The sequence below is a fragment of the Streptomyces sp. NPDC001153 genome, from assembly GCF_053598315.1.
Map to the genome: position 1 here is coordinate 234702 of NZ_JBSFJZ010000007.1, position 12654 is coordinate 247355.

At 71.4% G+C, this 12654-nt stretch carries 12 protein-coding genes; 7 read left to right on the forward strand and 5 right to left on the reverse strand.

Annotation, left to right across the window (positions count from 1 at the left end):
• Nucleotides 1-66 precede the first annotated feature (66 nt).
• Together ACWDEN_RS10880 and ACWDEN_RS10885 are read left to right on the forward strand one after the other, a co-directional pair.
• Nucleotides 67-1287 carry an exo-beta-N-acetylmuramidase NamZ family protein gene (locus ACWDEN_RS10880; protein ID WP_450858404.1) on the forward strand — a complete coding sequence of 407 codons (1221 nt, stop codon included), beginning with the start codon at nt 67-69 and terminating at the stop codon, nt 1285-1287.
• Between the two features lie 93 nt (nt 1288-1380).
• Entirely contained in the window at nt 1381-2679 is a 1299-nt protein-coding gene (locus ACWDEN_RS10885; protein WP_450858406.1) for a serine-threonine protein kinase, read from the forward strand.
• A 27-nt stretch (nt 2680-2706) separates the two neighbouring features.
• On the opposite strand, the gene ACWDEN_RS10890 is transcribed toward ACWDEN_RS10885, so the two are convergent.
• The gene (locus ACWDEN_RS10890) at nt 2707-5493 is read right to left on the reverse strand and encodes a penicillin acylase family protein (protein ID WP_450858408.1); all 2787 of its coding nucleotides are present in this window, start codon (nt 5491-5493) and stop codon (nt 2707-2709) included.
• 219 nt (nt 5494-5712) lie between these two features.
• Here ACWDEN_RS10890 and ACWDEN_RS10895 point away from each other — a divergent pair, with 219 nt between their 5' ends.
• The 3 genes from ACWDEN_RS10895 to ACWDEN_RS10905 all read left to right on the forward strand — a co-directional run bounded on the left by ACWDEN_RS10895 (nt 5713) and on the right by ACWDEN_RS10905 (nt 8592).
• A complete protein-coding gene (locus tag ACWDEN_RS10895) occupies nt 5713-6315 on the forward strand; it encodes a hypothetical protein (RefSeq protein WP_351603381.1) in 603 nt (200 codons plus the stop codon).
• A gap of 113 nt (nt 6316-6428) precedes the next feature.
• The gene (locus tag ACWDEN_RS10900; protein ID WP_351603380.1) at nt 6429-7157 is read left to right on the forward strand and encodes a 3-keto-5-aminohexanoate cleavage protein; all 729 of its coding nucleotides are present in this window, start codon (nt 6429-6431) and stop codon (nt 7155-7157) included.
• 367 nt (nt 7158-7524) lie between these two features.
• Nucleotides 7525-8592: an RNA ligase (ATP) gene (locus ACWDEN_RS10905; protein ID WP_351603379.1), complete on the forward strand. Its 1068-nt coding sequence runs from the start codon at nt 7525-7527 to the stop codon at nt 8590-8592.
• Nucleotides 8593-8619: 27 nt separating this feature from the next.
• Here the strand turns inward: ACWDEN_RS10905 and soxR are convergent, their stop codons facing one another.
• Nucleotides 8620-9078, reverse strand: a complete 459-nt coding sequence (soxR, locus tag ACWDEN_RS10910) for a redox-sensitive transcriptional activator SoxR (RefSeq protein WP_351603378.1) — start codon at nt 9076-9078, stop codon at nt 8620-8622.
• Between the two features lie 114 nt (nt 9079-9192).
• On the opposite strand from soxR, the gene ACWDEN_RS10915 reads away from it, so the two are divergent.
• Nucleotides 9193-9654 (forward strand): MaoC family dehydratase, encoded by a 462-nt coding sequence (locus tag ACWDEN_RS10915; RefSeq protein WP_351603376.1) that lies wholly within the window; start codon nt 9193-9195, stop codon nt 9652-9654.
• A gap of 12 nt (nt 9655-9666) precedes the next feature.
• Here the strand turns inward: ACWDEN_RS10915 and ACWDEN_RS10920 are convergent, their stop codons facing one another.
• The 3 genes from ACWDEN_RS10920 to ACWDEN_RS10930 form a co-directional block, all read right to left on the reverse strand.
• Entirely contained in the window at nt 9667-10290 is a 624-nt protein-coding gene (locus tag ACWDEN_RS10920) for a TetR/AcrR family transcriptional regulator (protein WP_351603375.1), read from the reverse strand.
• Between the two features lie 73 nt (nt 10291-10363).
• Nucleotides 10364-10651 carry a YiaA/YiaB family inner membrane protein gene (locus tag ACWDEN_RS10925; RefSeq protein WP_351603373.1) on the reverse strand — a complete coding sequence of 96 codons (288 nt, stop codon included), beginning with the start codon at nt 10649-10651 and terminating at the stop codon, nt 10364-10366.
• 84 nt (nt 10652-10735) lie between these two features.
• On the reverse strand, nt 10736-11887 hold the full coding sequence (locus ACWDEN_RS10930) for an acyl-CoA dehydrogenase family protein (protein WP_351603564.1): 1152 nt from the start codon (nt 11885-11887) through the stop codon (nt 10736-10738).
• A gap of 102 nt (nt 11888-11989) precedes the next feature.
• Between ACWDEN_RS10930 and ACWDEN_RS10935 the strand changes: the two genes are divergently transcribed.
• The gene (locus tag ACWDEN_RS10935; protein WP_228618549.1) at nt 11990-12649 is read left to right on the forward strand and encodes a TetR/AcrR family transcriptional regulator; all 660 of its coding nucleotides are present in this window, start codon (nt 11990-11992) and stop codon (nt 12647-12649) included.
• Nucleotides 12650-12654 lie beyond the last annotated feature (5 nt).

Sequence of the window (12654 nt, forward strand, 5' to 3'; positions counted from 1 at the left end):
CTCTGACCGGGCCAGACTAACCGGTCGGTATGTGTGAAGGAAGGGCCACCGCACCAACCTCTAGCCATGCATCTGTCCCGACGCACCCTGCTCGCATCCGCACCCATGGCCGCCCTTGCCCCCACGCCCGCACACCGTACGGAGCTGCGCACCGGGTTCGAAAGACTCGCAGCCGACGGCTACTCCCTGCTGAAGGGCCGGCGCGTCGGCATCGTCACCAACCCCACCGGCATCGCCAGGGACACCGCCCACATCGTCGACGTCATGCACCAGGACCCCCGCGTGCGGCTGACGGCGGTCTTCGGTCCCGAGCACGGCTTCCGGGGCACGGCTCAGGCGGGCGGCTCCGAGGGCAGGTACGACGATCCGGCGACGGGCCTGCCCGTCTACGACACCTATCTGAAGAGCGGGCGGCAACTCGCCGACATCTTCACCGCCGCCGGCGTCGACACGGTCGTCTTCGACATCCAGGACGTCGGCGCCCGCTTCTACACCTACATCTGGACGCTCTACGACTGCATGGAGGCCGCGCAGCTCGCGGGCAAGCGGTTCGTCGTCCTCGACCGGCCCAACCCGGTGACCGGCCGGGAGGCGCTGGGGCCGGTCCTGCACAAGGAGTTCGCCACGTTCGTCGGCCGGCAGCCGGTCGCGCAGGCGCACGGGATGACCGTCGCGGAGCTCGCGCGGCTGTTCAACGGGGAGTTCCTGAGCAGTCCGGTCGCGCTGGACACCGTACTGATGACGGGCTGGAGGCGCACGCAGTTCTACGACGCCTCGGGGCTGCCCTGGGTGCCGCCGAGCCCGAACATGCCGACCCCGGACACCGCTGTCGTCTACTCCGGCACCTGCATGTTCGAGGGCACCAACGTGTCGGAGGGCCGGGGCACGACCAGGCCGTTCGAGCTGCTCGGCGCCGAGGGCGTCGACGGCCGCTGGGCCGCCGCGGCGAACGAACTCGCCCTGCCCGGCGTGCGGTTCAGGGAGGCGTACTTCGCGCCCACCTTCTCCAAGTTCCAGGGCAGGACGGTCGGCGGGGTGCAGGTCCATGTGCAGGACCGGGCCGCCTACGACCCCGTGCGCACCGGAATCGCGCTGCTGGTGACCGTGCGGAAGGTCTGGGCCGGCTTCGCGTGGCGGCCGGACAACTGGATCGACAAGCTCACCGGCTCCACCCGGGTACGCACGATGATCGACGCGGGGGCGGCCACCGACGAGGTGACCGGTGCCTGGCAGGAGGAGCTGGCCGCGTTCCGGCGGGTGCGAAAGGAATATCTCCTGTACAGGTGAGGCACGGTGTATGGCCAACGCCGCGCCCGCGCAGGACGATGCGTGCGCACCACATCGTGACGCACCGTTTCCGGCGGGACGAGGGAGCCTGGCATGGCGGATCCCGGGATGAGCGTGACTCCCTACTGGGAGCTGACCTTCGACGCGGACGGGGACGTGGACGGCCCCGAACGCGACCAGCTGGTGGCGCAGGTCACGGCACAGGGTGTCCGTGACCTGATCGTCTTCGCGCACGGCTGGAACAACGACCGCTCGGGCGCGACCGCGCTGTACCGGCGCTTCTTCGCACCGGTCCCCGCGCTCGCGCCACGGGCCCGGCTCGGGTACGTGGGCGTGATCTGGCCGTCGATGCGGTTCAGCGACGAGCCGATCCCGGACTTCCCGAAGTCGGTGGCGGCCGTGGCTGCGCAGACGGCACCGGGTCCGGCGCTGGACAAGGACACCCGGAGTGCCCTGTCGGCGGTCTTCCCGGGGCGGGCCCCGGTGATCGACCAGCTGGCCCGGATGCTGGACGAACGACCGGACGGCGACGGCCGGTTGGCCGAGTTCGGGCGGCTGGTGCGGCTGCTGGTGGACGGGGAGCGGTCCGGGGTCGCCGACACCGGACAGGAGGGCGAGCCGGTGGTGTTCACCGAGGACCCGGCGACCGCCTGCGCCGCGTTCGCCGAGGCGCTGGCCGCCGTCCGGTCGCCCGGCGCACCGGCCGACTTCAGCATCCCGAACCCCTGGGAGGGCGCCAAGGAGCTGCTGCGACAGGCGACGTACTACACGATGAAGCGGCGGGGCGGGACGGTCGGCGAGCACGGACTCGGGCCGGTGATCGGGCAGTTGGCGCAGGCGGCGCCCGGGATGCGGGTGCACCTGGTCGGGCACAGCTTCGGCGGGCGGCTGGTGTCGTTCGCGCTGCGCGGGCTGCCGGACGGGGTGGGCACGGTGAAGTCGGTGACGCTCCTTCAAGGCGCTTTCTCGCACTACGCGTTCGCGGACCGGCTGCCGCAGGACCCGGGCAAGGCGGGGGCGCTCAAGGACCGGCAGCGGCGGATCGACGGCCCGCTGGTGTGCTGCTACTCGCACTTCGACGCGGCACTCGGCACGTTCTATCCGCTGGCCTCCCGGCTCGCCGGGGACGACCGCTCGTGCGCGGGCAGCGAGATCGCGGCCGTGCTGGGGCCGGAGTGGGGCGCCCTGGGCCACGACGGGGTGCAGGCGGTGCCGGGCACCGCCCGGCTGGACCTCGCGGCGGCCCTCGCCGGACCGCTGCCCGCGTCGGGGTGCGTGAACGTCGACGCGGCCGCGGTCGTCTGCCACGGCGGCCCGCCGGCCGGGGCGCACAGCGACATCGTGCACCCCGAACTGGCACGGCTGGTGCTGGCGGCGGGCCGCATCACCTGACCCGCCGCCCACCTCACCCCGATCGGTTCACCGGTGCGAGGTGTACTCCACCACCTGCTGGAACGTCGGCCGGTTCTGCCAGCTGATGTTGCCGTGCTTGATGCCGCCCAGGGTGCGCTGGACGATCGAGTCGGCGCACCACTGGTCGCCCGCCGAGCACAGGCTGTCGCCCGGGTAGACCTGGGCGGCGGTCGTCCCGGCCGCCTGGTCGAGGGTGCTGATCAGGGCGTCCCGGCAGGCGCCGAGGCTGCCGCCGCCGCAGTACTTCTCGGCGAGCCCGCCCTGCACGTTCTCCCCGAGCACCGCCCGGATGTCCTTGTCGACATAGCTCCACCAGCCGTACTGGAAGGAGCTTCCGGCGTGCGAGCCGGTCGGGCCGTGACCGGCGGACGGGGCCTCGTCGACCGACAGGTTGTTCGTGAAGGCCGTGTACAGGTCGCTGCCGAGGCCCGGTTCGAACTCCGCCTTGACCAGCAGCGGCCACCAGGCGTCCAGGATGCGGATCGCGTCGGCGTCGGCGTAGGTCTTCGAACCCGCGGACGTCTCCGTGCGCCTGGCGCCCGCGTCCACCCACGCCTGCAGCTTGCTCACCGCCGCGGCGGCCGTGGGGTCGGTCACCGCCGAGGAGTCGATCACCTTGAGCAGCTTCGGCAGCACGTCCTCGGCGCGCAGGTCGGCGAGGGCCGCGTCCGCCATGGCCTGCACCAGTTGGGTCCGGGTCACCCCACCGGCCGCGACCAGCTTCTTCACCCGGTCGTCCAGCAGATTGCCGCGGTGCACCGAACCGTCGCCCCAGGACGCGGTCGTGTAGTCCCTGGCCTGCTTGTTGTTCCAGGAGACGTAGTAGTCCTGGTCGACGGAGTTGGGGTGCGCGGAGGCCGGGGTGTAGTCGGCGGTGTTGGTGGCCGGGTCCCAGTTCTGCCACTCGTACGCGGGCTGCGCCCAGACCGGGAACTCGGCGTCGACGCCGGCCGCCCGGACGGGGTTGTCACCGCTGTTGTAGTACGCGGTGTGCCGGGAGTCGGCGTAGAACCAGTTGAAGGTGTAGTTGATGTGCTGGGCCGCGCTCTGGAAGTCCTGCGGGCCCTTGACGAAGCCGGGGTCGTTCAGCATCTGGAAGCCGATGATCGAGTCGGCCTCGTGCAGATACGAGGAGCGCAGGGTGGTGTAGGCGACCTTCTTGCCGCCGACGGTCGCCCGGTACTGGACCGGGCCGTACTTCGTCCGCCACACCCGCATGGTGTACGACCCCGCCGGCGTGCTGTCGGCCATGGTCGGCGACCAGGAGTTCTTCTGCTCGACCTTGTCCATCGCCGTACAGGTGCCGTGGTACAGGTAGTGGTAGTCGTCCTGGCACAGCTCGACGGCGTAGGTGTCGATGATGTCCTGGCCGGAGGTGGTCGCGCTCCAGGAGTAGTCCTGGCCGCGGCCGAGTTCGACGTACATGCTCAGGCCCGCGAAGGAGGCGCCGCGGGCACTGATGCCCGGCCCCTGGATCTCCTGGAGCATGAGCAGCTGCGGGGCGAAGTAGCCGGTCTGCGGTCCGAAGACGGCGATCGGGTGGCCGCTCGCGGTGTACTTGCCGCTCACGACGAGGGCGTTGGACATCCCGCGCCTGGCCGAGCCGAGTGTGGCCTTGGCGGCGGTGGCGGACGTGCTCTTGGCGGCCACCGTGGTCGCGTTGCCCGTACGGTCGTAGACCAGCGGTTCCTGGGTGACCGAGCCGGCGTCGGGCAGCGCCTCGCCCTTGGCGTCGGCGGGCTTGCCGCCGTAGGGGAAGCTCCCGCCGTCGTGGACGGTCAGCACGGCCTCGGGGTCGTTGCGCTCGCGGAAGGACTCCCAGACCTTGGTGCCCTCCTCGACGCCGTACTTGGCCTGGGCGGCGAGCAGGGACAGGGCGTTGCTGACCTCGCCGCCCCCGCCGGCGCCGAACAGCGAGCCGATCACGGAGGCCAGCGCCACCAGGTCGGTGACCTTGAAGTGGTCGATGGTGCCGGAGTTGGTGATCGGGTCCTTGTGGCCGGTCAGGTCGTACTCGCCGGGGAAGTAACGGCCGCTGTCGGAGGCGTCGATGTAGGCGTTGACGCCGTCGAGATAGGCCTTGACGTCGGCGAGGGCCTGCTGGCCGCGGGCCCCGTTCTTCGCCACGGCGTTGTCGATCTGCGCCTGCAGGTCGGCCTCGGTGTAGGGGGCGTTACGGTAGAACTGCTGCTCCAGGCCCTGGTTGGCGGCCGCGCCGCCGGCGAAGGAGGTCAGCCGGCCGCGGCCGACGTGCCGGAAGACGTCCATCAGCCACAGCCGGTCCTCGGCCGCCGCGTACCCGGCGCCGTACTCGGTGCCGTAGCGGGTGGTGCCGGTGATGTGCGGCACACCGGACTTCTTGTCCCGGACGATCGTCACGTCACCGCGTCCGCCCGGTTGCTCGGTGGAGGCGACCTGGTCGGACGGGACGCCGAAGGAGGCGTCGTTGAAGAAGTTGTTGATCGTACCGTCCGTGAGGCCCTTGTAGCCGCCGGCCAGGCCCGCGTAGGGGCCGAGCTGGTCCTCGGCGTGCGAGGGCTGGGTGCCGAAGGCCTGGTTGAGCAGGATCTGGGCGAGCGTGGCGTTGCCGTTCTCGCCGGGCGGAAGGATGTCCGAGCACTGGCCGCCGCAGTAGTCGTTCGCGGCCGTGGCCGCGGCGGCGGACGCGGTCTGGGTGAGGGGAGAGAGAAGTCCGGCGACGAGAACGCATATGGACGCCGTCTTCAGGAACCCGTTGAAGCGGCGGGACGTTCTCAGTCTGTCAAGGGTGATACGTGGGGTTCGCCGTGGCATGGCAGCTCCTAGCGACAGAGGTGGCCGAACGTTACCGCCGGTATCCCCAGCTTTAAAGATGAACATGCGTCACTTTCCGGAGTCCGCAAGCAGGAAGCAGAAGACAGCACGCGAAGAGATGGAGCCGAATCGCCTGTCGATACGTCTATTCGGCGACGTCCGTGCGACGACGCCGAAGTGACCGAAGTACAGGTGCAGGTGTGACGGAGGTGCAGGGCGATGGCCGGTTTCCGGAGTCTGGCGAGACAGGTACGCGATCCGGGCTGCGATCTGGCACTGCGGCGCTACTCACTGCGCAAGTGCCTTGAGAAGTTCGCCCCTTACGGGCATCGGGCGACCTGGGACCATCTGTGCTCCCGGGCGGGCTTCGGCCCCGAGGACCGCTCCCCCGACCCGGCGCGGCTCGTGGCCGCACTGGAGGAGCTGGAGGAGGCCCGGTCCGTCTGGCTCGCCTATGAGACCGACTTCACCGAGCGGCGCAGGAAGGAGAAGCACGACGGGCTGCGCCGGCCCGGCAGTGTGGACGACTGGCACCGGCTGACCTGGGGAGGGTTCGGGGTCGCCTGGTGCGACAATCCGCGGGTCCACCCCGGCGCGCCGCTGGCCGAGGTGCTGCGCCGGCTGATCGCCGCCCTGGAGCGCGAGCCGGGCTCGGGCTGCCCGGTGTGCGGCGCCGACCGCCTGGTCTGGCGGTACGGCCTGGACCACGAGCCGTCGTCCGGCCCGGTCTGCACGGACTGCGGCATCCTCGTGCCGCGTCCGGTACTGACGCCGCAGGCACTGGAGTTCGCGAGGCGGGGGCGGCTGCTGATGTCGGCCTGAGCAGTGCTGTACCAACGGGGGGCATGTCCGGGGGGTGCGTGGGGGATGCCGCGCCCCCCTGCGGTGCGGGGACCGGGGGGCCGTTGTCAGCGGTGGCAGGCACCATCGACAGCATGATGCAGGTGTGTCTCAACGGAAGCCGTTCGGCTGCCGAGGGTGCGGGGCTGCCGATGTCCCCCGAGGAGATGGCCCGTTGCGCGGCGGAGGCCGTGGCGGCCGGGGCCACCTCGGTCCACGTCCACCCGAAGACGCCGTGCGGACACGACAGTCTCTCCCCGCGCGTCCTCGCTCCGGCCCTGGAAGCGATCCGGGCGCGGGTGCCGGTGCCGGTCGGGGTGACGACCGGCGCCTGGGCGGAGCCCGATCCCGAAGCCCGGCTCGCCCGGGTGCGCGGCTGGTCCGTGCTGCCCGACTTCGCCTCGGTCAACTGGCATGAGCCGGGCGCCGAAGCGGTCGCCGGACAGCTCATCGCCATGGGCGTGGGCGTCGAGGCGGGCATCTGGTCCGGCACCGACGGCGCGGCCCGGTTCGCGGCCTCGCCGCTCGGGCCGAGGGTGCTCCGCGTGCTGGCGGAGGTGACCGACCCCGACCCGGCGACCGCCGAGGCCTCGGCGCGGACCCTGCTGGCCGGGCTGGGCACGGCCCACGGCCGGCCGGTGCTCCTGCACGGCGAGGAGGGTGGCACCTGGCCGGTGCTGCGGCTGGCCGGACGGCTGGGCCTCGCCACCCGGATCGGTCTGGAGGACACCCTGTTCCTGCCGGACGGCCGACGGGCGGCAGGCAATGCCCAGCTGGTCGCGGAGGGGCTGGTCCAGTACGGGTCGTGGCGGCGGTCGTCGTAGGACAGGCCGACGAGCCGGGCTGGGATCGCCAGGTCCGGCCCGCCCTGGGCGCGCAGCCGCGTGCAGGATCGAGGCGCACGTGTCGAAGACGTACTCGGCCGGGTACGGCGGCTCGGGCGCCGCGAGCACGTCCTCTCACCAGGCGAGCACGAACACCCCGACGGCCAAGGCCTGCTCGGCCGGCCAGGACCGCCGGTCGGCAAGTGCGGGAGATCACAGGGGAGTTGGACCCCAATCGATACTCCGTGCACGGCGCCGGGGCCGGCCGAAGGGGCCGACGCTACCAGCCGCAAATCCGTTCGCTCCACCGGATTCCGGCCCGGACAGTGGAGCCGATGAAACCGAATCGATGAACACGGGGAGTCCCATGTCCACCCTGCGGGTCACCGCCGAAGTGCTGACCGTCCACGAGCATCCGAACGCCGACGCGCTCGAGCTGGCCCAGGTCGGCCTGTACCGGGCCGTCGTCGCCAAGGGGGCGTACCGCACCGGCGAGGCCGCCGTCTACGTCCCCGAGCAGTCCGTGCTCCCGGCCGATCTGATCGAGGAGCTGGGGCTGACCGGACGGCTGGCGGGCGGCGAGGCCAACCGGGTCAAGGCGGTGCGGCTGCGCGGCGAGCTGTCGCAGGGCATCGTGTGCCGGCCGAAAGCACTGGCGGACGTCGACCTGGCGCGGGCGGCGGCCGAGGGGACGGACTTCGCGGAGCGGCTGGGCATCACCAAGTGGGTGCCGCCGATCCCGCCGACCATGAACGGCGAGGTGGAGTCCGCTCCCGGCCTGCTGCCGTGGGTCGACATCGAGAACATCCAGCGCTACCCGGACATCTTCACCCCGGGCGAGCCGGTAGTCCTGACGGAGAAGCTCCACGGCTCGGCCTGCCTGCTGACGTATGTCGCCGACGAGGGGCGGGTGTACGTCTCCTCCAAGGGCTTCGGCGCCAGGTCGCTGGCCCTGAAGGAGGATCCGGGCAACCTGTACTGGCGGGCGGTGCGCGGGCATGGGGTCGCCGAGGTGGCCGCCCGGCTGGCCGAGCGGCTCGGGGCGCGCCGCGTCGGCATCTTCGGGGAGGTGTACGGCGCGGGGGTGCAGGACCTGTCGTACGGCGCCGACGGGCGGCGGGACACCTTGGGGTACGCGGCGTTCGACGTCTCGGCGGAGATCGACGGCGCCGTGCGCTGGCTGGACGCGGCGGAGCTGCTGGAGGGGGAGCTGGCGGTGGTGCCCCGGCTGTACGCGGGGCCGTACGGCATCGAGCGGGTGCGGGAGTTCGCGAGCGGGCGCGAGACGGTGTCCGGGCGGGGGCTGCATCTGCGGGAGGGTGTGGTGATACGGCCCGCCGTGGAGCGGTACAGCGCGGTGACCGGGGGCCGGGCGATCGCGAAGGCGGTCAGTCCGGCGTACCTGACGCGTAAGGGCGGCACCGAGTACGAGTGAGGCAGCGGCGCTGCGGTTCCCCGGAACTCAGCGCCCCTCCGCCAGCAGCCGCGACCCCGTCAGCCGTTCGCCGAACACGTCGTCCGGGTTGGACAGCACGCAGTTCTCCAGGGACAGGCACCCGCAGCCGATGCAGTCGGTCAGGTGGTCGCGCAAACGGTTCAGCTGCCTGATGCGTTCGTCGAGCTCCGAGCGCCACTTCTCCGACAGCCGTGCCCAGTCCTCCCGGGTCGGCGTGCGTTCCTCGGGGAGCTCGGCCAGGGCGTCCCGGATCGTGGCCAGCGGGATGCCGACCCGCTGCGCGGCCCGTACGAAGGCGACCCGGCGCAGGGTGTCGCGGCTGTACCGGCGCTGGTTGCCGGACGTGCGGCGGCTGGTGATCAGGCCCTTGGACTCGTAGAAGTGCAGGGCGGACACCGCGGCGCCGCTGCGCGCGGACAACTGGCCGACGGTCAGCTCGTGGATCTTCTCGGGAAGCTGGGGCACCCCTCAGAGCCTAGTCGCCCGGTGCCGGTCCGATCGTTGACAGGCGCCCCTCACACGACCATGCTAAGCGGTTGCTTAGAGACGTGAGCGAGATGCGAGCGAGAGGCCGGGAACATGGCAGAACCGAGGACCTTCACCTCCCCCGACGAGCTGAAGGCGGCCGTCGGCGAGCAGCTGGGGTACAGCGACTGGCTGGAGGTCGACCAGAAGCGCATCGACCTGTTCGCCGAGGCCACGGGCGACCACCAGTGGATCCACGTGGACCCGGAGAAGGCCGCGGCGGGCCCCTTCGGGACCACCATCGCCCACGGCTATCTCACGCTCTCCCTGCTCCCGCTCTTCGGCCCGCAGCTGATCCGGGTCGAGGGCGTGACGATGGGCGTGAACTACGGCACCAACAAGGTCCGCTTCCCCTCCCCCGTCCCCGTCGGCTCCCGGCTGCGCGCCACCGGCAGGATCACCGGCGTCGAGGATGTCACCGGCGGTGTCCAGGTGACCGTGGCCTTCACCGTGGAGCGCGAGGGCGGCGACAAGCCGGTGTGCGTCGCGGAGTCGGTCGCCCGGTACTACATCTGAGACCAGGGGCCCCTACTTCGCCCCGACCATCCGGAGCACGAGGTCGGCGTAGAGCGCGCCGACCTCCTCGGGGGTGCGCGGGCCGTCCACGGTGAACCAGCGGGCCACGTCGATGCACAGGGACAGCACGGCGAGCGTGGTGCCGTGCACGTCCAGCACGTCGAACTCGCCCGAGGCCACGCCGTCCTCGATGATCCCGCGCACCTCGGCGTCGACCTGGCGGCGCAGCGCGACGATCTCGGCGCGGGCCTCGGGGCCGAGGGCGTCGAGTTCGTACTGCACGACCCGGGCGGTGGTGCGCCGCCCCGCGTGCCAGCGGACGAAGGAGCTGACGGCGTCGGCCAGCCGCTCGGTCGCGGTGCCCTCCCGGCGCGCGGCCGTGCGCAGGATGTCGAGGGCCTTGTCGTGGCCGATCCGGCTGATCCGGTGGAGCAGCTCTTCCTTGGTCTTGTAGTGGATGTAGAGCGCGGCCGGGCTCATGCCGGCCCGGCCCGCGATGTCGCGGGTGGTCGTCGCGTGGTAGCCGCGCTCGGCGAAGGCCTCCACGGCGGCGACGAGCAGCCGCCGGGCCGCGTCCGGGGTGACCTCTTCCCACGGCTCCACTTCGCCGCCGGTCGTCTCCTCCGCCGTACTCATCGCTCGCTCGCCCCTCTCGATGGCAGGAGCACCACCATACCGCCGACGGTGAGCGAGCGCTTAGCGCAGCCGGTCAGAGCTTCTCGAAGGGGTCGTGTTCGGCCAGCAGCTTCTCCAGCCGCGCCTGGTCGACGCGGCTGACGATCTGCCCGGCCTCCTGGCGGTCCCGGACCACCTTGGCGAGCGTGAAGGCGGAGGTGACCAGGTAGAGGACGGCGATGGCGAGGAAGGCCCGGACCCAGGCGCTGGTGTCCAGCTGGTAGATGCCGACGGCCGTGGCCGCCATGGCGATGGAGAAGGAGGCGACGGCCTGCCCGTAGAACGCGGCCGTGCTCTGCTGCTTGACCGGTGTGTCACTCATGGCAGAAGCATCGGCGGACGCGGCCCGCGCCACATCCGCCGAAGTACTCAGACACGTACTCAGGGACCTGGGTCCGGGACGTGCTCAGAACGCCGAAACCCCGGTCAGGGAACGCCCGATGAGCAGCTTCTGGATCTGGCTGGTGCCCTCGTAGAGGGTCATCACGCGGGCGTCGCGCAGGAGTTTGCCGGCCGGGTACTCGTCGATGTAGCCGTAACCGCCGAAGACCTGCAGGGCGTTGTTGGCGGCGCGGACGGCGGCCTCGGAGGCGAACAGCTTGGCCTTGGAGGACTCGACGGCGAACGGCCGGCCGCGGTCGATCAGATCGGCGACGCGCCAGGTGAGCAGCCTCGCGGCGTCCACGTCCACGGCGATGTCGCTGATCAGCTCCTGCACCAGCTGGTGGCGGGCGATCGGCTTGCCGAACTGCTCGCGCTCGCCGGCGTACCGCACGGCGGCGTCCAGCGCGGCCTGGGCTATCCCGACACAGCCCGCCGCCACCGACATCCGCCCCTTGGCGAGCGCGGACATGGCGACGGAGAAGCCCTTGCCCTCCTCCCCCAGCATCGCCGACGCGGGCACCCGCACGTCCTGAAGGACGAGTTCGGCGGTGGCCTGGCCGCGCAGGCCGAGCTTGCCGTGGACGGTGCGGCGGGTCAGCCCGGGGGTGTCGGCGGGCACGAGGAAGGCGGAGACGCCCTTGTGGCCGGGGGCGTCGGTGGAGCGGGCGAAGAGCAGCACGACATCGGCCCAGGTGCCGTTGGTGATGAACATCTTCGTGCCGTTGATGACATAGTCGTCGCCGTCACGTACGGCACGGGCGGTGAGGTTGCCCGCGTCGGAGCCGGTGCCGGGCTCGGTGAGACCGAAGCAACCGACGTACTCGCCCGCGGTCAGCCCCGGCAGCCAGCGCCGCTTCTGCTCCTCGTCACCCCAGGCGGCGATCGTCTTGGCGACGAGCCCGAGGGAGACCGAGACGATCCCGCGGACCGAGGAGTCCCCCCGGCCCAGCTCCTCGGTGACCAGGCAATAGGCGAGGTGGTCGCCGCCGGAGCCGCCGTACCGCTCGTCGATGGTCAGCCCCAGGAAGCCGACCTCGCCGAGCTTCTTCACGATGCCCCGGTCGACCTCCTCGGCACGGTCCCAGGCGACGACGTGCGGGGCGATCTCGCGCGCCACGAAGTCCCGGGCGAGCTGCCGTACGGCGGCCTGCTCCTCGCTCAGCTCCAGGTTCACCACGCGATCACCCCACACAGAAGACGTCCATCGACGGATCTTGAAAGCCGTACATTTAAATTAGCACTGCTAGTTTCTTTCCGCAGCCCTACTATGTGCGCCATGGCCCGACCGCGCAAGCCCCTCCTCAGCACCGACCGGATCGTCGAGACGGCCCGGGAACTCGTGGACCGGGAGGGCCTGGCGGCCGTCTCCACCCGCCGGCTCGCCGCCGAACTGGGGGTGAGCGGGCCCTCGCTCTACAACCACTTCCGCACCAAGGACGAGATCCTGGAGGCGGTCGCCGACTCGGTGAGCGGTCTGGTGGACCTGTCGATGTTCGAGGACGGCCGGGACTGGCGCACCGCGCTGCACGACTGGGCCGTCTCCTACCGGGCCGCCCTGCGCGACCACCCGAACATCGTCCCGGTGCTGGCCCGGGGCCCGGGCCGCCGCCCGGCCGCCCTGCGGCTCGCGGACGCGGTGTACGGCGCGATGGTCGACGCCGGCTGGCCACCGGCCCAGGCGACCTCCATCGGCGCGCTGATGCGGTACTTCATCATGGGCTCCGCGCTCGGTTCGTTCGCCGGGGGCTTCGTGGACGACGCGAGTGCGTACGACCCGGCCGACTATCCCCACCTCGGCCAGGCCCATCTGCTCGCCGAGCAGCAGGAGAAGATCGACGAGCGGGCCTTCGAGACCGGCCTGACGGCGCTGCTGGACGGGCTGGCGCAGCAGTACGAGCAGGTACGGCAGCAGGTACAGCAGAGCGTGCAGCGATAATTCGG

What these genes read in the sequence shown, in the direction of transcription:
- ACWDEN_RS10905 (WP_351603379.1), top strand. Translation starts at nt 7,525, where the DNA reads ATGTCCACCCTGCGGGTCACCGCCGAAGTGCTGACCGTCCACGAGCAT.
- ACWDEN_RS10920 (WP_351603375.1), bottom strand. Translation starts at nt 10,290, where the DNA reads ATGAGTACGGCGGAGGAGACGACCGGCGGCGAAGTGGAGCCGTGGGAA.
- ACWDEN_RS10925 (WP_351603373.1), bottom strand. Translation starts at nt 10,651, where the DNA reads ATGAGTGACACACCGGTCAAGCAGCAGAGCACGGCCGCGTTCTACGGG.
- ACWDEN_RS10900 (WP_351603380.1), top strand. Translation starts at nt 6,429, where the DNA reads ATGATGCAGGTGTGTCTCAACGGAAGCCGTTCGGCTGCCGAGGGTGCG.
- ACWDEN_RS10890 (WP_450858408.1), bottom strand. Translation starts at nt 5,493, where the DNA reads ATGCCACGGCGAACCCCACGTATCACCCTTGACAGACTGAGAACGTCC.
- ACWDEN_RS10895 (WP_351603381.1), top strand. Translation starts at nt 5,713, where the DNA reads ATGGCCGGTTTCCGGAGTCTGGCGAGACAGGTACGCGATCCGGGCTGC.
- ACWDEN_RS10935 (WP_228618549.1), top strand. Translation starts at nt 11,990, where the DNA reads ATGGCCCGACCGCGCAAGCCCCTCCTCAGCACCGACCGGATCGTCGAG.
- ACWDEN_RS10915 (WP_351603376.1), top strand. Translation starts at nt 9,193, where the DNA reads ATGGCAGAACCGAGGACCTTCACCTCCCCCGACGAGCTGAAGGCGGCC.
- ACWDEN_RS10880 (WP_450858404.1), top strand. Translation starts at nt 67, where the DNA reads ATGCATCTGTCCCGACGCACCCTGCTCGCATCCGCACCCATGGCCGCC.
- ACWDEN_RS10885 (WP_450858406.1), top strand. Translation starts at nt 1,381, where the DNA reads ATGGCGGATCCCGGGATGAGCGTGACTCCCTACTGGGAGCTGACCTTC.